The following is a 20,973-nucleotide window of genomic DNA, read 5'->3' on the forward strand; positions in this document are numbered from 1 at the left end:
GAGATGAGAAAAGCAAGTGTCTTAAGAGAGTCTAGTGGAATAATCGTTTTTATCATCGCAGCATTACTTATTACGTTTTTTAGCACGAATAGCTACTACCTAGGGATTGTAGGACTATGTGCGATTTCCATTATTTTAACATTAAGTTTAAATATGCTATTTGGATTGGCAGGACAAATATCATTTGGTCACGCCGGGTTTTATGCATTGGGAGCCTATATATCTACAATTATTGAATCAAAATTTGGTATTTCCTTTGAATGGAGCCTAATCATTACATTAGTTCTCTGTTTCTTATTATCTTGGATTATCGCTTTCCCAATTCTAAAACTTAAAGACCATTATTTAGGTATGGCAACTTTAGCATTTGGTTTGTTAATTTTTACGATTTCCATGCAATGGGTAGAGGTTACTGGGGGACCAAGCGGTATGCCAGTTCTAACCCCCACAATTTTTGGAATGGATATTTCAACCGTATTTAATGAGGTTATTCTAGTTGCAACTATAGTAGTATTTATTTTTTGCACTTCCATTTACCATTCTAAATTGGGTATAGCTCTTAAGGCAGTGGCAGCAGATGAAAATGCAGCAAAAGCAGCAGGTGTTGATGTAGTTCGGTATAAAACGTTAATCTTCTCATTATCAGGTGCAATGGCTGCGTTTGCAGGTATTTTATATGCCCATTTATATTTGTTCATTTCACCTGAAGCTTTTTCCATTCATACTTCAATCATGATTTTAACGATGGTCGTTATTGGAGGCCTTGGAAGTAATAGTGGAGCGGTAATCGGTGCCATTTTTATAACATTATTACCGGAATTTATTGAGGGCTTAGATGATATGAAAACAATGATCTACGGAGTGGCGTTGTTAATTGTATTACTTTTCTTTCCGAATGGTTTGGTAAAAATATTCCATTCCTTTAAACCAGTCAAAGTAAGGAAAGTTGAAAAAGAAATACCACATAAAAATTTGTCAAAAACGAAAAGCAACGCTAGTGATTTAAATTAAAAAGAAAAAATCATAAGGAGCGTACTCAAGATGTTAAACCTTAATGAAGTAGGGAAACAATTTGGCGGCCTCGTAGCATTAAACAATGTCACTTTCAGTGTAGATCAAGGTGAAATTGTATCATTGATTGGTCCAAATGGTGCTGGTAAAAGTACATTACTAAATGTCATTACAGGTTTTATAAAGCCTACCTATGGAACCGTCCAGTATAAAGAAAAGGATATTACAGGTAGTGAACCACACCGTCTAAGCAAAACAGGAATCGGCAGGACTTTCCAAATAGCAAAAATATTCAAACAAATGTCCGTGCTAGAAAACGTCATGGTTGGCTACTTTCCAAGGTTTAAATCGGATATTTTTCAGGGCATTTTACAAACAAAACATGCAAGAAAAGAATTGAACCATATTCGTGAAACTTCATATGAACTATTGAAATTTGTTGGTTTAGAAAAAGAGGCAGATGTGATATCAGGAAATCTCCCATATGGAAAAATTCGATTAGTGGAAGTAGCAAGAGCATTAGCAGGAAATCCCGAATTATTACTTTTAGATGAACCGGCATGCGGTTTGAATTCTTCAGAGGTCCTTCAATTCATCGAAATATTAAGAAAAATCCAAGCGGATGGGAAAACGATTTTACTTGTTGAACATGATATGAGATTGGTGATGAGTGTTTCCCAAAGGCTTGTCGTACTCAAAAATGGGGAGCTTTTAGCAGTTGGTTTACCAAAAGAAATTAAGGAAAATGAAGAAGTGATTTCAGCTTACCTCGGAAAGGGTTTTGTCCATGCTGCGAATTAACAATATGACGACAGGTTATGGAATGGCGGACGTTTTACACGGATTTGATATGGAATTAAACAAAGGTGAAATAATTGCCGTAGTTGGTGCAAATGGTGCGGGGAAAAGCACCTTAATGAGAGCCATTTCCGGGTTACTTCCCCTAAAATCCGGATCAATCAAGTTTAACGGTAAAGATATTTCAAAAGTATCTGCCCATACAAGAGTGGACCAAGGTTTAGTTCAAGTCCCAGAAGGACGGCAAGTCTTTGGACCTCTTAGCGTGGTGGAAAATTTGACACTAGGCTTTTTCTCGAAAAGAAAACAAGGGAAGACGCAATTACAAAAACGCTTGGAATATGCTTATCATCTGTTTCCAAAGCTGGCAGAAAGGAAAGGGCAAAAGGCCGGTAGTTTAAGTGGAGGAGAACAACAAATGCTCGTTATTGCCAGAGCATTAATGAGTGATCCTTCCTTGCTTCTCCTTGATGAACCTTCTTTAGGATTGTCTCCATTAATTACGGAACAAATATTTGAGGTGTTAGTGGAGTTAAACAAAAATGGATTAAGTATACTGCTTGTTGAGCAAAATGCTTTTGAAACCTTATCTATTTCGGATCGCGGTTATTTAATTGAAAATGGAAATATGGTTCTTAATGGAGACTCCAAACAACTGTTAAATAATCCAAAGGTGACAGAGGTCTATTTGGGGAATGAGGCGATCTCATGACTTTTTATAAAGGAATACGTATTTTAGACCTATCGAGATTACTTCCGGGGGGGTTAACGACTAAATTATTTGGAGATTTAGGGGCAGAAGTGATCAAAATTGAGGAGCCAAAACAAGGAGACTATTGCAGATGGGAAAAACCATTGATTAAAAATGAGAGTTATTACCATCTAATCCTAAATGGAAATAAGAAAAGTGTGAAATTGGATTTAAAATCACAAGAAGGCATGGATCTATTTTTAAAATTAGTGAAAGAATCCGATATTGTATTTGAAAATTTTCGGCCTGGAGTAATGGAAAGACTAGGGATTAATTATGAGGTATTAAAAAAATATAACAGTAAAATCATTTTATGTTCCATATCAGGGTACGGCCAGGAATCACCCTATCAAAACAATTCTGCACATGACTTGAACTTTTTAGCAATGTCAGGGTTTTTATCCTTAATGACCGACGGAATAAAGGATCCGGCAATACCGGGTGTGCCAATCGTTGATATTATGACAGGATTAAGTGCTTCCTTTGCTATATCAACTGCCCTTTATAAAAGGGAGAAAACAGGTGAAGGAGAACTCATTGATGTAAGTATGTATGACGTAAATGTATGGTCGCTTAGCATGATTGCAGGTAAATTTTTTGTAGATCAAACTGAAAACCTACGCGAATTTGCAGGGACCAGTCCAAGTTACAACGTATATAAAACGAGTGATGCCAAGTTTGTTGCACTTGGTGCATTTGAAACGAAATTTTGGAAAATCTTTTGTGAAAAAATCGACAGGGAAGATTTAATTCCATTTGGAAAATTAACAAACGATGTAGGAGCACAAATCAAAAATGAATTAAATTCAATTTTTAGAACAAAAACTCGGAATGAGTGGATTGAATTCTTTAAAGATGACGATATTTGTTTATCTCCGGTTAGAGAACTAAATGAAGTATTTGATGATGAACATTCTCAAAAAAGGGATCTATTATATGAGATTGAACATCCTACAGAGGGGTCAATCAAACAATTAAGTCATCCTATACGTTATGCTAATCTAGCAGAATTTGAAAAAAGAAGTGCACCATTATTCGGTGAAGATACAGAAAAGATTTTAAGTAAAGTAAATTAATAGATAGTAGGATGGTGGTTTAGGTGAATAGTATTTTTGACGATTTTAAACTTGCTACAAAAAGATTTGCCAAAGAACAACTGAGTGAAATTGCTAAGGAATTTGATGAGAATGAGGCAATTGATCCTTCGATCATTGAAAAACTTAAGGAGCAAGGATATACCAGTATGATGTACCCTGCTGAAAATGGTGGAGCAGAGGTTGACCTTGATACAGTTTGCGCTGTTGTTGAAGAGATAGCTAAATATTGTGCATCAACAGCTATTACTTTGGTTGGTCATTTAACGGGATCAGTGGCATGTTTAGTTGGAGGAAATCATGAGCAAAAAGAAAGATTTGTGTATCCAAATGGACGAAAAAACAACCTATTTGCAGTTTCCATATCAGAGCCAGGGGCTGGGTCAGACGTTACATCGATAAGAACAACTGCCCATAAGAAAGACGGAGGATATGTACTTAATGGTAGTAAGTGTTTTGTTACGAATGGCGGATTAGCAGATGTATATGTCATATTTGCTAGAACCGATCAAACGGATAGGAAAGGGGGATTAAGTGCTTTTATCGTACCAAAGGAAACAGAGGGGTTACATGTAGGGAAAAAGGAAAAGAAAATGGGGTTGCGGGGCAGCTATACAACAGATTTATATCTTGAAAATGCCTGGATTCCTGAGGAACAGCTTATTGGAATGGAAGGGGATGGCTTTTCGATTATCGAAAAGACAATGGATCGAACACGGGTTGTTGTAGCCGCACATGCACTGGGAATTGCTTCAGGAGCACTAGAATTTGCCGTGATATATGCTTCTGAGCGTAAACAATTTGGTAGAACAATTGGAGAATTCCAAGGACTACAGTTTATGATTGCCGACATGTCTATCAAAGAAGAGACGGCTCGGAGAATGGTCTATTATGCTGCGGAACAAGTAATCAATAAAAATAAGATTGCCAGCTATTATTCTTCTATCGCGAAAACAGTAGCTTCTGATGCTGCGATGGAAATTACAACCGATGCGGTTCAAGTTCTAGGGGGGGCGGGGTACATTCGAGACTATCCTGTTGAAAGAATGATGAGAGATGCAAAAGTAACACAAATTTTTGAAGGGACGAATCAGATTCAAAGGATGATCATTGCAAAATATAAATTAAAAAAATAAGGGGGATTTATATGTTCAATGGATTTAAGAAAATAGTTACTACAACAGCAGTTACCCTTCTAGGTATTGCTTTAATTTCAGGATGTGCCGGAAAGGAGACTAGTCAAAAAACCGCATCAGGTGATACTTCGGCTAAAGGATCAATCAAGGTTGGTGTTATTGGATCTTTTAGCGGCGCCGGTGCAGATATGGGAATTACCATGCGTAATGGAGTAGAGATGGCCATCAAGAAATTTAATGACGATGGAGGAATTGATGGGAGAAAAATCGAAATCATAAATTACGATGATGAAGGGAATCCGACAAAAGCTACTTCGGGTGCACAAAAATTAATTTCATCTGAAAAAGTAGTAGCAATTCTAGGAAATCCAAATACAGCCACTTCCATTGCAACAGCAAATGTTTCGCGTTCAAGTAAGGTGCCCCAAATTGTTCCAATCGCCCAATCGCCTGAAGTGTTGCAACCGGCAAGTCCATGGATATTCAGGGTATCGGCTGTATCCACCATGGATATTGACAGTATTGTTGCGTTTATAAAGGAGAAAGGTTGGAAAAATATCGGTTTACTTTATGATACTTCCGCCTATGGAATGTCAGGAAAACAAATTTTTGATAAGGTGATCCCTGAAGAAGGGCTTAAAATTGTTGCCTCTGAAGGGTATACAGTTGGAGCCCCGGATTTAACAACACAAGCGTTAAATTTAAAGAAAGCCAATGTTGATGTCGTAATCGTTTGGGGATTAGGTGCGGACCACGGAAGGTTTGTTAGTAATCTTGAAAAAATCGGCTGGAACATTCCGAATATTGGCGGCCGTGGTTCCATTTTTAAAATCTTCACAAATATTGGCGGTAAAGCAGCCAATGGAACAATTGCGACTGCATCTTTAGACCTTGGTCAAGATGAAGTAAAAACTTGGGTAGATCAATACCATAAAGACTACGGTAATGAAGGTACGATTGATTTTGCAGCACTTGGTTATGATGCAGCAAAAGTTCTAATTGAAGCGATAAGAAAGGCGGATGCAAAGGGAGAAATTAATCGTCAAAGGATAAGGGATGCAATTGAATCGATTGACAAGTTTGACACCCTAACCGGTCCTAAAGGGTACTCGATTTCATTTGGACCTGATAAACATGAAGGATCGAGCAATGAGGCTGTGATCATGGTAGAACATAAAGACGGTGAATGGGTACCTGTTCAATAACGGAGGAGAGTAGAAATGAGAAAAATTGGTGTAATTGGCGGAGGATTAATGGGTTCAGGAATTGCCTTCCATTTAAGCAGTAAGCTGGAAGACAGCATTATTGTCCATGAGGTTTCCGAGGAGGCATTTACCGGAACTAGACAAAGATTTGACCGATTTGGTAAAAATGCGATGAAACGCGGTGCAGACGAAAGTACGGTAGGTTCATGGGTGAATAAAATTGACTATACCACCAATGTAGAGGATTTAACTGACTGCGTTTTAGTAATTGAGGCAGTTTATGAAAACCTACAAGTGAAACAAGAGATTTTCAGAAAGCTAGAAACGGTTGTAAACGAAAAAACAATATTAGCTACAAATACGTCCGGGATTAGTATATCTGAAATCGGATCGGTATTAACCCATCCGGAAAGGCTTATTGGAACCCACTTCTTTAATCCAGTACCTGCTATGAAATTGGTTGAACTGATTACGGGTATCCATACTTCTCAAGAAACAATTGAAGAAATTAAGATGTTTTGTGAAAAAATCGGCAAAGAAGTTGTGGTTTCAAATGATTTTCCGGGGTTTATTGTCACAAGAGTTGGTCAGGCCATGATGTGCGAAGCATTGCGTTGTCTTGAACAAGGAGTGGCAACTGTTGAGGATATTGATAAGGGTATGAGGCTCGGCTACAATTATCCAATGGGCCCATTAGAATTAATAGATTTAATCGGCTTGGATACGGAACTTAAAATCCAGCAATCCTTATTTGAAGAACTGGGTGAGGTCTTCAGACCAAGTCCAGTCCTAAAGAATATGGTTGCAGGCGGGTTACTTGGCAGAAAATCAGGAAAAGGCTTCTATAATTATCAATAGTGTGGAGGGTAAAAATGAGTTACTTTGAAGTGATTCAGCAAGAACGGATCGTAAAACTAATTCTCAATAGACCTCCTGTAAATGCTCTAAGCTTAGAAGTTTTAGAAGAATTACGGATGCATTTAGAAAAAGTCAATAACCATAAGGAAAATAGAGTGTTAATCATCACTTCCTGTGGTGAAAAGTTTTTTGCAGCAGGTGCTGATATTAAAGGTTTAAAGAATGTAAGTGTAGAAGAAGGTAAGGTAATAAATCAGCAATTTCTCCATACATTTGATCAACTTGCTAAACTTCCGATTCCGACTATTTGTGCCGTTAACGGTCTTGCGTTAGGGGGAGGAACCGAATTAGCACTTGCATGTGATATTCGGATTGCGTCTGAAAATGCTCAACTTGGACTTCCTGAAACCAATCTTGGATTAATTCCAGGCGGTGGAGGAACTCAGCGGATGCCTCGCATCGTTTCGATTGGCAGGGCAAAAGATTTATTATTTACCGGAAGAAGAGTATCAGCACAGGAAGCATTGGAAATAGGTTTAGTAGAATATGTCGTCCCATATCATGAATTATCTGATTTTTCGGAACGATTAGCTAAAACGATTAGTGAAAAAAGCCCGAATGCAATAAGAACGATAAAACAAGCAATCATGAGTGGAATGAACACAGATTTACCTACTGGATTGGAAATAGAGTTAGAGTTAGGAAGCCATTGCTTTGGAAGTGAAGATTTTCAGAAGGGTATATCTGCTTTTTTAGAGAAAAGAAAGCCGGAATTCTAATAAATTCTTTAATAACGGTTAGCGCAAGCAGTCCTAAGTAAAGTCAATGAGGCTTTACGAGTTGCGGCCTGCGCTAATCTGTATTTTGGGAGGGATAAAATTTGTCAAAAAGAAAGGTAAGCTATTACCATAGTCCGGGTGAAATCTTTCCTCTAGGACGTACATTTGGGGATGTAATTGAAAAGGCAGCAGAAGAGTTCCCAAACAAGGTTTTTATTTACTATGAAGATAGGACAATTACATATGGTCAACTTCATAAATATACGAATGTAATTGCCTTAAACTTAATAAAAAATGGCTTTAAAAAGGGAGATCGACTTGGAATATGCCTTCCTGACTGGCCGGAATATTCATTAATTTACTATGCATGTGCAAAAACTGGAATTATTACAATGCCGGTTAGTCCTCGGTATCGGGAAAAGGAATTCTTAATGATATTGGGGCATTCCGGTGCAAAACATATCATTTTGCCTGCTAACAGTGATTTTGATTTTGTTGGGATGGTAGAAGAACTTAAACAAAACGACCTCAAAGAATTAGAGAATATCATTGTTGTAGGGAAGAATGAATCCATAAAAGAGTCACCTTATATTTTTTCGTTTGACCATTTAATAAAGACAGATTTAAGTAATGAAGAAGTGAATGAGCAATTAGCGGAATATTTGAAAGAAAATTCTGTTGATGCAGATAGTTTGCTTGAAATCTGCTATACATCTGGTACAACCGGGGCACCTAAGGGAGTTATGGCTACCCATAATAATCGTATTGCTGCAGGGACACTAAATAATGAATCTTGGGGTGCCAGACCAAGTGATATTATGATCGCAATGGCTCCCTTAGCCCATTCAACTGGCAGCAATCATTCTCAAAATGGAGCGTTATTGGGGAATTTTTCGGTTGTCTATTTAGGTTCATGGAAACCGGAAAAAACGCTTGAGCAAATTGAGCGATTTGGTGCCACAATATTAATTGGTGTACCGGCAATGTTCATTTCCATCATGAATCATCCGAATTTTCTTCACTATAATGTAAAGTCCGTTAGGGGAACTTGGTGTGCAGGATCGCCGGTAGCAATTTCGGTTGCTAAAAAAATTTCATCTACATTCAATTCAATATTCATTCAATGTTATGGAACAACGGAATGTGGAGGAAATCACTGCACGAAACCTGAGGACCCAATTGAATTGTCATGTGGAAGTGGTGGACCTCCAGTCAGAGGTACCGAAGCAAAAGTGATTGATCCTGATGGAAACATTGTACCAATTGGCCAACCGGGTGAAGTTTGTGCTCGCGGAGTTACGAGAATGCTTGGTTACTATAACAATCCCGGAGCAAATGAAACTGCAATTGATCGAGCTGGCTGGTTCCATAGTGGTGATTTAGGTGTTATGAATGAACTTGGCTATATAAAGATTATTGGCCGTATAAAGGATATGATTATCCGAGGAGGAGAAAACATTTATATTTCCGAAATGGAGGAAGCCATTTACCAATACCCAGATATTCAGGAGGTTCATGTAGTCGGTTACCCGGATGCGTATCTTGGTGAAAGAACCTGTGCATTTATAAGAGCAAAATCACCTGACACCATCATTACAAGGGATGATTTGGTGAAATTTTTAAATGAAAAAATCGCAAAATATAAAATTCCAGACAAGGTAGTGATGGTGAAAGAGTTTCCAGTATCTCATAGTGGAAAAATCCAAAAATTTAAACTACAAAATATGCTTACAAAGGAAGAGGTTGTATGACGAAACCATTAAATGGTGTTCGGATATTAGATTTATCACGATTACTTCCAGGTGGTTATGCAACATTGATTTTATCGGATTTGGGTGCAGAAGTGATTAAAATTGAAAGTATTGATGGAGATCCTAGCAGGGATATACCTCCCTTCGTTGGCACCGAAAGCCATCATCATTTGACGATCAATCGAAATAAAAAAAGCGTTGCCCTAAATTTAAAAACAGATGAAGGCAGACAAATTTTCTATGAATTAGCGGCAAGTTCGCACTGTATTTTAGAAAATTTTCGCCCAGGGGTAGCAAATAAACTAGGGATTAGTTTTGAAACAATTAAAAAGCTGAATAACAAAATCGTTTATTGTTCATTATCTGGATTTGGTCAAGATAGTCCATACAAAGATCTCCCCGCTTTTGATCTAAATTTTACATCACTAAGTGGAATTCTTGGAATGTCTCAACAAAATAAACACGGTAATCCTTCCATCCAAGGGTTATTATTGGGGGACACATCGGCTAGCTTATGGACAGTTATTTCCATCTTTGCCGGATTAAAAGAAGTTGAAAACACCGGTGAGGCAACCTATATCGATTTAGCGATGCAAGATGGATTATTATCATTATTAACTATTATTGCAGGCCGATACTTTGCAGATGGGAAAACATCCTCAGATTTTACAGGTAAATCCGCCGCTTGGAATGTTTATAAGACCAAAGATGACCAATATGTTTCACTTGCCGCTTATGATAAATATTTTTGGAAAGGATTTTGTGATTTGGTGAATCGAGAAGATTTAATCCCATTTGATTTCCATAATATTGAGCAAAGAGATGAAATCATTTCAATCATTCAATCAATTTTTATCCAAAAAACAAGGTCTGAGTGGGAAAAACTATTTTTCAATGCAAATATTCCTTTTACACCGGTAAAAGGGATTGAAGAATTAGAGGATGATCCTCATATCAAAAAGAAAAATATCATCCAAAGTTATCGAACAAGTGGAAATCAGGAATTTAAATATATTACAACACCAATCTATACTTCGACAAATAACCAAAGAAGTGCACCAATTCTCGGCGAAAATTCTCGGGAACTATTATTGTCACTAGGATATAGTGAGTCAAAAGTAACCCATCTTTTAGAAACAGGAATAATTAAGGGAATTTAGCTTTAATTTGTCACTAAAGCTAGCAAAATAAATAAATTTATTAAAATGGGAGTGATTTTCTTTGAATCTTACAGATATATTATATGAAAAAACTAATGGAACGGCAAAAATTACGATGAATCGTCCTAAATCGCTAAATGCCTTCCGTGGTGAAACTGTTCAGGAACTAATCAGGTGTTTTCGCGATGCATGGGATGATAATGAAATTGGCGTAGTGGTGTTAACTGGTGCTGGAGATAGGGCTTTTTGTGTAGGTGGAGATATTAAACAACGAGAATCCGGCGGATACGGTGGGAATGGTGGATTAACCGGCGGAATGGGATTAGAGATGGAGACGCTGCACTACGTCATTCGTAACATTCCTAAACCAGTTATTGCCGCCGTGAACGGTTATGCAGTTGGCGGAGGACATGTGCTACAAGTACTTTGCGATCTAACTATTGCCTCTGATCGAGCAATCCTGGGCCAAAAAGGCCCTTCAGTAGGAAGCTATGATGCAGGTTTTGGTTCTGCTTATTTGGCAAGGATAGTGGGAGAGAAAAAAGCAAGAGAAATTTGGTATCTTTGTCTCCAATACAGCGCCGAAGAAGCATTACAAATGGGTTTGATCAATAAAGTGGTACCGCATGAACAGTTACAAGAAGAAGTAGACAAATGGTGTGAACTTATTCTACAAAAGAGCCCAACCGCTTTAAAAATGTTAAAAGCCTCTTTTAATGCCGATTCAGCCAATATCGAAGGGATTTCACAATTGGCTTTTGGAAGCTTATCCATGTTTTATAAATCGGAAGAGGCATTGGAAGGAAAAAATGCATTCGTAGAAAAACGCCCTGTTGATTTTAGCAGATTCAGAAAATAAAGGTAAAGGGGTTTAGAAAATGAATGTATTGGAGTTATTTAAGCTAGAAGGTAAGGTTGCCATTATTACCGGTGGAGGTCAAGGACTAGGAAAGCAAATTGCAACAGCTTTGGCAGAGGCAGGCTGTAATATTGTACTCTGTTCCAGGAAAATCGAGACATGCGCGGATACTGCTTACCGCTTGATGAACTATGATGTAAAGGCAAAGGCCTATAAATGTGACATAACAAAAGAAGAAGAGATTCAGAGTTTAATTGATAATGTAATCAAGGAATTTGGGAAGATTGATATTTTGGTTAACAATAGTGGTACGAATTGGGCAGCACCTGTAGAAGAGATGCCACTTGTGGGCTGGGAAAAAGTAATCAAAGTTAATTTGACAGGCACCTTTTTAACGGCGAAAATAATTGGCAAAAAGATGATTGAACAAGGATTTGGCAAAATTATCAATATTTCATCCTGCGCGGGATTAAGAGTGGATCCACCGGAAATTTTAGATGCAGTTGGTTATTCCACGAGTAAGGCTGCTGTTGTTCATCTTACAAAGGATTTAGCAATGAAATGGGGCAAACATGGCATCAATGTGAATGCGCTTGCTCCAGGCTATTTTCCAACGAAGATGACAATGGCGTTTTTAGAAGAAAAAGGAGAAATGGTGATGGAAAGATCACCTTTAAAAAGAATAGGTGATGATAATAGTTTAAAAGGTGCAGCAATATTTTTGGCCTCTGACGCCAGTGATTTTGTGACTGGTCAAGTCCTTGCTGTTGATGGCGGATTCTCTTTATAAATTCTAAAAGAACGGGTGGTAAAGGTTTATGATCACTGCAGTTATTGGTGCTGGAACTATGGGTACAGGAATCGCGCAACTATTTGCTCAATCGGGATATAGTGTCACACTCTTTGATGTTAATGAGACCTCTTTAAATAAAAGTGTTGAAAAAATAAAAAGCCATCTACAAAGAGCATACAAAAAAAATACTTTAAATGAAGATGTTGAATCAGTTTTACAACGAATAAAAACCACAATAAACATAATAGATCTAAAAGAAGTCGATTATGTTACCGAAGCAATCCCAGAAAAAATGGCGTTAAAGCAATCGTTGCTTTTATTATTAGAGAGTATTTGTTGTGAAAAAGCGATATTTTCAACCAACACTTCCGGATTAAATATTACGGAACTGTCATCAGTTCTTAAATTCCCTGAACGTTTAATTGGCACTCATTATTTTTATCCTCCTCCAGTAATGTCGCTTGTAGAAGTGGTGAGAGGCCATCAAACAAGTAACGAGACGTTTGAAATAGTCAAAAAACTTATGGAGAGTTTAAATAAAAAGTGGATTGAGGTTAAGGAATCTCCGTTATTTGTCGTCAATCGCATCCTAATCCCTATGATTAATGAAGCAATTTGTGTCCTGGAAGAAGGGATTAGCAGTAAAGAAGAAATAGATGAAGCAATGAAATTAGGAGCACATCACCCGATTGGTCCAATTACGTTAGCTGATACCGTGGGGCTGGATACAGTATTAAATGTAATGGAAACCCTTTACGTGGAAACGAATAATCGAAAGTATCAGCCTTCCAAACTTTTATATGGAATGGTAGAAAAAGGAAAGTTAGGAAGGAAAACTGGTGAAGGTTTTTATCAATATATGGCGAAGGAAGCAACAAAATAAATCAAGCTTTAATACTTTCAGGGTTCAATTGAATCTTTTTTCTTGATATTTTGGGGGGCTTGAAATGAAATTGGAAGGTAAAGTTGCCTGCATTACTGGATCCGCAGGTGGATTAGGTTATGCAATGGCTAAACAGATGGCAATAGAGGGTGCTATTGTAGTGATGAATGACCTTGATGAAACGGGTCTACAAAAAGCGGTTGATTTATTAAAAAATGAAGGATTTAAAGTGAATGAATATGCTGCAAATATAGCCAACAAGGATCAAGTCACGGCAATGATGAAGTTCATTTATGATTCTTTTGGAAGAATTGATATTCTGGTTAATAACGCTGGAGGAAGTTTGCATACACCAAAAAAGTTAGAAGAAATTATGGAAGAACATTGGGATTTAGTATTGGATGTAAATTTAAAAGGGACATTTTTATGCTCTCAAGCAGTTGTTCCATATATGAAAGCAAAAACAGGCGGAAGTATTATTAATGTTGCCTCAATCGGTGGGAGAACGGCAAGTATTGTAACCGGTGTTGCGTACGCTGCGGCTAAAGGCGGAATCATCTCATTTACAAGGCGGTTGGCAAAAGAAATAGGCCGTTATGGAATTAGAGTGAATGCGATTGCACCTGGACTGGTGATCAGTGGTGAACGAATGCAAGATACTTGGGAAAACATGAATGAAATAGAACAGAATTCGGTTCTTGAAGAAATTCCACTTCGCCGATTAGGGTCAATTGAAGAACAAGCAAGTGTAGTGACCTTTTTGGCGTCTAATGATTCTCACTATATGACCGGGGCTATATTGGATGTCAATGGTGGGCGTTTTATGGGATAAAAAATGTTTAAAAAATTAAGAATATAAGATTTTTCAGATGGAAGTAATCTCTCTTTTATGTAATACTATTATAAAATTTGAAATATTAAGAGAGGGATGAAATAATGAAAAATCGCGAAAATGTTTTAATCACCGGATTTGCCCAGTTGCCTCGTGGTACTACATTATATGAAAGAAATAAGATCATTGGTGTTGTCCTGGTTGTTAATACAAAGACAGAAATCATTGAAGATGCAGAATTTACATTTGTTGCTGATTTAACAAATTTCTACTTAAGTGAAGTTGTAAAAGGGTATGATTTAAAGAAGGGCTTACAACCGCTTACAGAGACCATAAAAAAACATTGTTTACTGCCTTCACAAGGTGCTATTATCCAAGCTGTACGTTCAGCATGGGATCGGTATAATGAATCAAAAGCCTTATAATTTAATAAACATGCAATGATCCAATTAGTGGACTATTGACAATTTTATATAGCTTTTCTGGTTATCTATGGGGATTGACAAAAATCAATCTTATCACTAGGTAAGACCCAGTAACAAAGGTAGTTTATTTGTTACTGGGTTTTTTTTAGTAGATGGTCATTAAGCTTAGAAATTAAACTTATTTAAAATCATGGAGGGATTTTATTATGAATCTACTAGCTTATATGATCGAAAGAAGTGCAAGATATTATAAAAATAATACTGCCCTAATTTCTGAGGGGGAATTAATGACATTTGAACAAGTTCATAAAATATCAAACACCTTAAGTAATACGTTTCAAAAGCTTGGTGTAACGAAAGGCGAGAGAGTGGGTATTTTACTTCCCAATAGCTCTCCATATTGTATTGCAGATTTTGCCTTAATAAAAAGTGGTTTAGTTCGGGTGCCATTAAATACAAGATTAACAACAAATGAGATTGAATACATTCTTAATGATTCAAATGCATCAATACTTATATATGGCAATGATTACGCAATGAAAGTAAGTGAAATCAGGGATAACATTCCTTTTGTAAAACATTTTATATGTGTAGGGAATGAGAATACAAGTGACTTATCATATGAAAAACTGTTGACCCAGAACAGTCCTGAAAATGATTATGTCGATACGAATGAAGAGGACCTTTTCCAAATTTTATATACATCTGGAACAACAGGCAAGCCAAAAGGGGCTGTCACAGATGTTCGTTCGAGAATTTCTTCACTGAACAACGTTTTTATTGATGAGTTAATGATTAAGCCAACCGATGCAATGATTCATGTTGCTTCTTTAGCACATGGTGGGGGTACAAAGGTGTTGCCTCACTTTGTAAAAGGGGCTGCCAACATCTTAATGCCAAAGTTCCAAGTTGATGAGTTTTTTAATCTTGTGGAAAAATATGGTGCTACAACGACCTGGATGGTTCCCACCATGATTTCGATGCTAGTCCAGTTCGAAAATCTTCACGAGTATGATTATAGCAGTTTAAACACGATTATTTATGCAGGGGCGCCAATGCCGGTAGCGACCTTGAAAAGGGCGATTGATGTATTTGGTAATATTTTTGTTCAAGTTTACGGTCTCAGCGAAGCGCCTAATCCCGATTTAGTTTTAACAAAGAACGATCATATCACTGGGTTATATGAAAAACCGAGAATTCTAGCTTCGGCCGGTCGGGAAATCATGAATGCTCGAGTGTTACTAATAGATAAGGATGGGAATGAAGTCCCTACCGGGGAAATCGGCGAGGTTATTATTTCCGGTGACAATATTATGAAAGAATATTGGGGCTTACGGGAAGCTACCAAAGAAACGATTCGTGACGGCTGGCTATATACTGGCGATTTAGCAAAGAAGGATGAAGATGGATATATTTATATTGTTGATCGCCGTAAAGACATGATCATTAGCGGAGGATATAATATTTATCCAAGAGAAATCGAAGAAGTACTATACCAACATCAAAGTGTTTTAGAAGCAACCGTTTTTGGTATTCCGGACAATAAATGGGGAGAGTCTGTCAAAGCTTGTGTAGCCCTTCGACAAGGAGAAACAGTAACAGCTGTAGAATTAATAGAATATTGCCGAAAATTTCTTGCCAGCTATAAAAAGCCAAAGTCAATCGATTTCCTTGATGAACTTCCAAAAAGCTCAAATGGTAAAATTCTTAAGCGTGAATTAAGGAGTCAATATTGGCAATCATGTGATCGGCAAGTTTAACGTTCGGAACTATCGGGAGGGGTTTAGATGACACAGAAAACAAAGGATATCGCAATAGCAAATAAAATGTGGATGGAAGAACGTTTGGAACCTTGGCTGTTAGATAATCCTGAACGAAATAGTGAATTTTTAACAAAATCCGGACTTCCTGTAAAAGCCTTATATACTCCTGAGGATCTGGGAAGGGATCCAGAACAATATCTAAATGAGATTAATTTTCCTGGTCAATTTCCTTTTGTCCGCGGGGTAGACCCATCGATGTATCGCAGTAATATTTGGGTAATGGGTATGTATTCAGGATTTGGCTCGGCTGAAGAAGCGAACAAGCGGTACCGTTTCCTGTTAGAGCAAGGGCAAACAGGGTTTTCGATTGCCTTAGATTTACCTACACAAGTTGGTTATGACTCCGATTATGAACTTTCTGAAGGGGAAGTCGGAAAAGTAGGGGTTGCGATTGATTCCCTAGAAGATATGGAAAGGCTATTTGAAGGGGTAAATTTTGAAAAGGTACGCCAGATTCGAACAACAGCTAATGGAATTGGTCCCTTGATGGTGGCCCTATTAGTCGCATATGCTGAGAAACAAGGAATCGATCCGAACAACATTAAAATTTTTCTGCAAAACGATGTACTAAAGGAATATATAGGGCGTGGAACATATATTTATCCACCCGAACCTTCCGTTAAATTGTCTGCAGACGTGATTGAATACTGCTCAAAGCATTTACCAAACTGGGTGCCTATAGCTTTTAGCGGCTATCACATTCGTGACAGCGGTAGTACGGCCATTCAAGAACTGGCGTATTCTTTGTCGAATGCCATTGCTTATATAGATGAGACATTGTCACGAGGGGTGGAAATTGATGATTTTGCTCCAAAAGTATTTACTTTTTTAGCCTCCAGTGTAGATTTTTTAGAAGAAGTAGCGAAGTTTCGAGCTGCACGGAGAATTTGGGCAAAACTTATGAAAGAAAAATATGGTGCAAAAAATCCTGACTCGATGAGATATCGAATTTTTGCCTACACATTAGGAGGGGCTTTAACCGCTCAACAACCTTTAAATAATATCGTCCGTGTAACTATCGAAACGATGGCTGCTGCCTTAGGCGGGGTACAGACCGTTGCAACCTCTTCCTTTGATGAGGCATTGGGTTTACCTACGGAACAAGCCGTAACAGTTGCCCTAAGAACTCAACAAATTGTTGCCGAGGAAAGTGGAGTAACAAACACCATCGATGCACTGGGCGGCTCTTATGCGATTGAATGTTTGACAGATAAAATCGAAGAGGAAGTCATGAAAGAACTTGAGAGAATAGATCAACTCGGCGGCGCCGTCGCCTGTATTGAAAATGGTATTTTTCAAAAGGAGCTTGCTGAATCTGCTTACCGGTATCAAAAGAATATTGAATCTGGGAAAGAGACATTGGTTGGAGTGAATAAATACAAAGTAGAAGAAGACCTCGACACACCAGTTTTTGAGGTCAATGAGGAAATGGAAAAAAGACAAATTGAAAGACTAAAAGAATTAAAGGCTAGCAGAAATGAAGAAAAAGTCAAAGAAGCGTTACAACGTATAAAAGAAGCGGAAGAAAGAAGAGAAAATGTGATTCCGGCGATGATTGAAGCAGTGAAAGTCTATGCATCCGTAGGTGAAATAAGCGATGTGTTACGGGATATTTACGGAATTTATCAGGATTCTGCTAAATTTTAATATGATGATAATAGGAGGGTCCATACTTGATTGGTATTACAAATATTTATCCGTATCTTCCTTACTACCGAATATCACTAGAGTCAATAAACAGAGCTTGGAACCGACCGGCGGGAAAGGGAACCCGTTCGATTTCGAATTATGATGAGGATGTCATTACGATGTCGGTGAATACGTTATCCTCTAAAAAGAAAAGCTGGGATGATCTTGATTTCCTAATTCATGCTACAACTAGTAGTCCTTTCGTGGAGGAAAGCAGTGCAGCAATCATATCTTATGTCCTTGGAACAGGTGCTGACTGTTTAAACCTAAATGTAAATCAATCCTTAACAAGCGGTACAAAAGCATTACATTTAGGCCTTCAATTGCTTAAAGAAAAGAAAAAAGGGATGATTATCGCTGCTGACCGCCGTGATATCCAAAGTGGGGAGGATCTTGAAAAAGTACTTGGCGATGGTGCATGTGCGATTGAGATTGGTGTGGATCATGTAATGGCAAAGGTAGAGGCATTTTCTTCGAGAACAGACTTTGGATATGATACATGGCAATTAAAAAATGAGGCATCCGTGAAAAAAAGTGATGATAAATTTGCTAACGAAGTTAAAATAGAAAATCTGGTTGCGGTTGGAAAGGACCTTTTAGAAACTTCCAATCTTCAAGCATCTGATATTAAATGGGTAATAGTTGCAGATTCCCAAACAAAGCTAGCGAATACAATTAATTCTAAGCTTGGCTTTACGGCGGAGCAGCATTTTATTAGTTCATTAAACAATGAAATAGGTTATCTGGGGGTTTCATCAGGTTTTTTATATTTAAATGAACTATTTCTTAAAGCTAATTCTGGCGATCGAATCATGCTTTTGCAATCGGGATCAGGTGCAGATGGATATATTTTCCAGGTGACCTCTAATATAGAAGACTTTAAAAAAGAAAATGGACTTCTGTTACAACTCAGTTCGAAAACGGTCATTGAAAATTATAATGAAGGTTTAGTTAGAAGGGGCTTGCAAAAAATAAGTGAATTAAAACCGTATGCAACGAAAACCTATATGCGTAGAGAACGGGAGAACAATCTTCGTTTTCGAGGTCAAAAATGTGGGGAATGTGAATTTATCCATTTTCCGAAGAGACCAAATTGCCATCTTTGCGGATCACGAGAAAAGATGGAATGGATTTGGCTGGAAAGGACAGGAACCATTGTCACCTTTACCCATGACCATGTTTTCCCGGGGGACATCGAACCAAAGACAATGGCAGTTGTCGACCTTGATGGCGGCTGCCGTATTTTTACACAAATGACAAACCATAGCCATAATCAAGTGAAAATAGGCAATCGTGTCCGGTTATCATTCCGAAAATTACATGAGGGTGGAGATTTTCCAAATTACTTTTGGAAAGCTTTACCTATTATTCAAGGTGGTGTTTAAGATGTCGGAAAGAGTTGCGATTATCGGATTGGGAGCAACAAGATTCACAGAGCATTTCGATAAAAGCTATGGTGAATTAGTGGAAGATGCCGCATTCAAAGCCCTAAAGATGGCAAATCTGGAATTGAACGATATCGAAGCAGCGTGGCTCGGAACATGCTACGCATACGAATATGGTACGGAAGGTAATGCTGGTACATCCCTTGCGGAAGCACTTGGCATATATGGAATTCCCATCTCTAGAGTGGCAAATTATTGTATAACAGGTCTAGATGCCATCCGTAATGCAGTCTATTCGGTCCAAGCCGGTGCATTTAAACGAGTTCTTGTTGTCGGGGCGGAAAAAATGAGAGATGTTCCACCAAGAGATAGTTTAGTAGCAACACATGCTGAAAATGGACACCCAATATATGCGAAAGGAAGAACGGCTCCGGGAATGTTTGGTATTATGGCAAATCGATACTTTGAGACTTATGGGAATTCGAAGAATGAGATGGCAATGGTTTCAGTTAAAAATCATTACCATGGATCGTTAAATCCCCGCGCTCATTTTAGAGGAAAAGTATCACTAGAGCAGGTGATAAATGCACCAATGGTAGCGGACCCAATTGGACTTTTAGATTGTACACCAACTTCCGATGGTGCAGCGGCAGTGGTGATTACGACAGAATCTGAAGCAAAAGCATTGGGTGCCGAATATGTTGTGATATCAGGGATTGGGGTAGCTGTCACAAGCGGATATTTTACGGCTCAATTTGATCCGAATTGGGATTTTCTCAGTTTTCAGTCAACGAAATTGGCAGCACAAGCTGCTTATAAACAAGCGGGAATCACCGACCCTTTGAGGCAAATTGATGTGGCGGAGGTTCATGATTGTTTTACCATCACCGAAATGATTAATTATGAAGATTTAGGATTTTGTGGGCCGGGAAAAGGCGGTACTTTATTGCATGAGGGTGTAACAACTTTGGGTGGTTGCCTTCCGGTAAATGTAAGTGGAGGCTTGCAATCTTGCGGACATCCGATTGGAGCCTCCGGGGTCCGTATGGTTGTTGATATAGCAGAACAATTGCTTGAGAAATCAGGTCCAAGACAGGTAAACAATTCAAGGATTGGGCTGACGCATGCTCTTGGCGGACCGGGTTCGGTAGCAGGAGTTTCGATTTTAGAACGAGTGAATTAACTAATTTACTCCTCGAATAGAGTGCTCTGGATTGGCTAAAAAAACATTCCTCAATTATAAAAAAATAACGCAAAAGATACAAAAAATGTTTCATAGCTTTTTGTACCTTTGGCGAGACGAAAGGCATGTGGATAAGAATGAAGAGACCGTTGCGGGTTGTTGTAGCAAAAATTGGCCTTGATGGACATGACCGCGGTGCTAAGGTAATAGCAGCCGGTTTTCGTGATGCCGGATTTGAAGTCATCTATACAGGAATCAGACAAACCCCCAAAAAAGTGGCAGCCATTGCCAATCAAGAAGACGCTGATGTTATTGCCGTCAGTATTCTGTCGGGTGCCCATAACAAGCTTTGTGGAAAACTTATGGAACTATTAAAAGAACAACAGGCAGACGATATCGTTTGTTTAGTCGGTGGAATTATACCAAATAGGGATATTGAATACTTGAAGAGTATCGGTTATGCCGGTGTATTTACACCAGGATCCGAGCTTGGTGATATTGTCAATTTTGTAAAAGAGAAAACGAAGGATCGGAATCAAGAGTATTCTTTATAATAAA

General features: G+C 38.2%; 20 protein-coding genes. All 20 read left to right on the plus strand.

Going from position 1 to position 20,973, the window contains the following annotated elements; translation table 11 throughout:
- Positions 1-3: 3 nt before the first annotated feature.
- The 20 genes from BANVL01_RS16650 to BANVL01_RS16745 all read left to right on the plus strand — a co-directional run bounded on the left by BANVL01_RS16650 (position 4) and on the right by BANVL01_RS16745 (position 20,969).
- The gene (locus BANVL01_RS16650) at positions 4-1,011 is read left to right on the plus strand and encodes a branched-chain amino acid ABC transporter permease (RefSeq protein ID WP_066088052.1); all 1,008 of its coding nucleotides are present in this window, start codon (positions 4-6) and stop codon (positions 1,009-1,011) included.
- Positions 1,012-1,041: 30 nt separating this feature from the next.
- Positions 1,042-1,812: an ABC transporter ATP-binding protein gene (locus BANVL01_RS16655; protein ID WP_066088048.1), complete on the plus strand. Its 771-nt coding sequence runs from the start codon at positions 1,042-1,044 to the stop codon at positions 1,810-1,812.
- Positions 1,799-2,521 carry an ABC transporter ATP-binding protein gene (locus BANVL01_RS16660; protein WP_066147987.1) on the plus strand — a complete coding sequence of 241 codons (723 nt, stop codon included), beginning with the start codon at positions 1,799-1,801 and terminating at the stop codon, positions 2,519-2,521. The genes BANVL01_RS16655 and BANVL01_RS16660 overlap by 14 nt, the downstream gene beginning before the upstream one ends.
- Positions 2,518-3,636 carry a CaiB/BaiF CoA transferase family protein gene (locus BANVL01_RS16665; RefSeq protein WP_066088044.1) on the plus strand — a complete coding sequence of 373 codons (1,119 nt, stop codon included), beginning with the start codon at positions 2,518-2,520 and terminating at the stop codon, positions 3,634-3,636. Before BANVL01_RS16660 ends, BANVL01_RS16665 begins: the two co-directional genes overlap by 4 nt.
- Positions 3,637-3,659: 23 nt before the next feature.
- A complete protein-coding gene (locus BANVL01_RS16670) occupies positions 3,660-4,790 on the plus strand; it encodes an acyl-CoA dehydrogenase family protein (RefSeq protein WP_066088043.1) in 1,131 nt (376 codons plus the stop codon).
- Between the two features lie 11 nt (positions 4,791-4,801).
- The gene (locus BANVL01_RS16675; protein WP_066088040.1) at positions 4,802-5,995 is read left to right on the plus strand and encodes an ABC transporter substrate-binding protein; all 1,194 of its coding nucleotides are present in this window, start codon (positions 4,802-4,804) and stop codon (positions 5,993-5,995) included.
- Between the two features lie 15 nt (positions 5,996-6,010).
- Positions 6,011-6,853, plus strand: a complete 843-nt coding sequence (locus BANVL01_RS16680) for a 3-hydroxyacyl-CoA dehydrogenase family protein (protein WP_066088037.1) — start codon at positions 6,011-6,013, stop codon at positions 6,851-6,853.
- Between the two features lie 14 nt (positions 6,854-6,867).
- Positions 6,868-7,632, plus strand: coding sequence for an enoyl-CoA hydratase/isomerase family protein (locus BANVL01_RS16685; RefSeq protein ID WP_066088036.1), 765 nt, complete (start codon positions 6,868-6,870; stop codon positions 7,630-7,632).
- 101 nt (positions 7,633-7,733) lie between these two features.
- Positions 7,734-9,383, plus strand: coding sequence for a class I adenylate-forming enzyme family protein (locus tag BANVL01_RS16690; protein WP_066088035.1), 1,650 nt, complete (start codon positions 7,734-7,736; stop codon positions 9,381-9,383).
- Positions 9,380-10,543, plus strand: a complete 1,164-nt coding sequence (locus BANVL01_RS16695; RefSeq protein ID WP_066088032.1) for a CaiB/BaiF CoA transferase family protein — start codon at positions 9,380-9,382, stop codon at positions 10,541-10,543. Before BANVL01_RS16690 ends, BANVL01_RS16695 begins: the two co-directional genes overlap by 4 nt.
- Positions 10,544-10,604: 61 nt before the next feature.
- Positions 10,605-11,402, plus strand: coding sequence for a 1,4-dihydroxy-2-naphthoyl-CoA synthase (gene menB / locus BANVL01_RS16700; protein WP_066088029.1), 798 nt, complete (start codon positions 10,605-10,607; stop codon positions 11,400-11,402).
- 19 nt (positions 11,403-11,421) lie between these two features.
- Entirely contained in the window at positions 11,422-12,192 is a 771-nt protein-coding gene (locus tag BANVL01_RS16705; RefSeq protein ID WP_066088023.1) for an SDR family oxidoreductase, read from the plus strand.
- Positions 12,193-12,220: 28 nt separating this feature from the next.
- The gene (locus BANVL01_RS16710) at positions 12,221-13,078 is read left to right on the plus strand and encodes a 3-hydroxyacyl-CoA dehydrogenase family protein (RefSeq protein ID WP_066088020.1); all 858 of its coding nucleotides are present in this window, start codon (positions 12,221-12,223) and stop codon (positions 13,076-13,078) included.
- Between the two features lie 64 nt (positions 13,079-13,142).
- Positions 13,143-13,910, plus strand: a complete 768-nt coding sequence (locus tag BANVL01_RS16715; protein WP_066088018.1) for an SDR family NAD(P)-dependent oxidoreductase — start codon at positions 13,143-13,145, stop codon at positions 13,908-13,910.
- 104 nt (positions 13,911-14,014) lie between these two features.
- Complete coding sequence (locus BANVL01_RS16720; RefSeq protein WP_066088015.1) at positions 14,015-14,335, plus strand: DUF3870 domain-containing protein; 321 nt, start codon at positions 14,015-14,017, stop codon at positions 14,333-14,335.
- A 206-nt stretch (positions 14,336-14,541) separates the two neighbouring features.
- Positions 14,542-16,095, plus strand: coding sequence for a class I adenylate-forming enzyme family protein (locus BANVL01_RS16725; RefSeq protein WP_066088012.1), 1,554 nt, complete (start codon positions 14,542-14,544; stop codon positions 16,093-16,095).
- 27 nt (positions 16,096-16,122) lie between these two features.
- Positions 16,123-17,805 (plus strand): acyl-CoA mutase large subunit family protein, encoded by a 1,683-nt coding sequence (locus BANVL01_RS16730; protein ID WP_066088009.1) that lies wholly within the window; start codon positions 16,123-16,125, stop codon positions 17,803-17,805.
- 26 nt (positions 17,806-17,831) lie between these two features.
- The gene (locus BANVL01_RS16735) at positions 17,832-19,232 is read left to right on the plus strand and encodes an OB-fold domain-containing protein (protein ID WP_066088006.1); all 1,401 of its coding nucleotides are present in this window, start codon (positions 17,832-17,834) and stop codon (positions 19,230-19,232) included.
- Position 19,233: 1 nt separating this feature from the next.
- Complete coding sequence (locus BANVL01_RS16740; RefSeq protein WP_066088003.1) at positions 19,234-20,415, plus strand: acetyl-CoA acetyltransferase; 1,182 nt, start codon at positions 19,234-19,236, stop codon at positions 20,413-20,415.
- Between the two features lie 137 nt (positions 20,416-20,552).
- On the plus strand, positions 20,553-20,969 hold the full coding sequence (locus BANVL01_RS16745; protein WP_066088000.1) for a cobalamin B12-binding domain-containing protein: 417 nt from the start codon (positions 20,553-20,555) through the stop codon (positions 20,967-20,969).
- Positions 20,970-20,973 lie beyond the last annotated feature (4 nt).

Origin of the sequence: Neobacillus novalis NBRC 102450 (genome assembly GCF_001591805.1) — a bacterium.
Classification (GTDB): domain Bacteria; phylum Bacillota; class Bacilli; order Bacillales; family Cytobacillaceae; genus Neobacillus; species Neobacillus novalis.

Excerpts from the sequence above, each read along its gene's own strand:
- BANVL01_RS16650 (WP_066088052.1), top strand. The coding sequence starts at position 4 with ATGAGAAAAGCAAGTGTCTTAAGAGAGTCTAGTGGAATAATCGTTTTT.
- BANVL01_RS16655 (WP_066088048.1), top strand. The coding sequence starts at position 1,042 with ATGTTAAACCTTAATGAAGTAGGGAAACAATTTGGCGGCCTCGTAGCA.
- BANVL01_RS16660 (WP_066147987.1), top strand. The coding sequence starts at position 1,799 with ATGCTGCGAATTAACAATATGACGACAGGTTATGGAATGGCGGACGTT.
- BANVL01_RS16665 (WP_066088044.1), top strand. The coding sequence starts at position 2,518 with ATGACTTTTTATAAAGGAATACGTATTTTAGACCTATCGAGATTACTT.
- BANVL01_RS16675 (WP_066088040.1), top strand. The coding sequence starts at position 4,802 with ATGTTCAATGGATTTAAGAAAATAGTTACTACAACAGCAGTTACCCTT.
- BANVL01_RS16680 (WP_066088037.1), top strand. The coding sequence starts at position 6,011 with ATGAGAAAAATTGGTGTAATTGGCGGAGGATTAATGGGTTCAGGAATT.
- BANVL01_RS16685 (WP_066088036.1), top strand. The coding sequence starts at position 6,868 with ATGAGTTACTTTGAAGTGATTCAGCAAGAACGGATCGTAAAACTAATT.
- BANVL01_RS16695 (WP_066088032.1), top strand. The coding sequence starts at position 9,380 with ATGACGAAACCATTAAATGGTGTTCGGATATTAGATTTATCACGATTA.
- BANVL01_RS16705 (WP_066088023.1), top strand. The coding sequence starts at position 11,422 with ATGAATGTATTGGAGTTATTTAAGCTAGAAGGTAAGGTTGCCATTATT.
- BANVL01_RS16710 (WP_066088020.1), top strand. The coding sequence starts at position 12,221 with ATGATCACTGCAGTTATTGGTGCTGGAACTATGGGTACAGGAATCGCG.
- BANVL01_RS16715 (WP_066088018.1), top strand. The coding sequence starts at position 13,143 with ATGAAATTGGAAGGTAAAGTTGCCTGCATTACTGGATCCGCAGGTGGA.
- BANVL01_RS16720 (WP_066088015.1), top strand. The coding sequence starts at position 14,015 with ATGAAAAATCGCGAAAATGTTTTAATCACCGGATTTGCCCAGTTGCCT.
- BANVL01_RS16725 (WP_066088012.1), top strand. The coding sequence starts at position 14,542 with ATGAATCTACTAGCTTATATGATCGAAAGAAGTGCAAGATATTATAAA.
- BANVL01_RS16730 (WP_066088009.1), top strand. The coding sequence starts at position 16,123 with ATGACACAGAAAACAAAGGATATCGCAATAGCAAATAAAATGTGGATG.
- BANVL01_RS16740 (WP_066088003.1), top strand. The coding sequence starts at position 19,234 with ATGTCGGAAAGAGTTGCGATTATCGGATTGGGAGCAACAAGATTCACA.
- BANVL01_RS16745 (WP_066088000.1), top strand. The coding sequence starts at position 20,553 with ATGAAGAGACCGTTGCGGGTTGTTGTAGCAAAAATTGGCCTTGATGGA.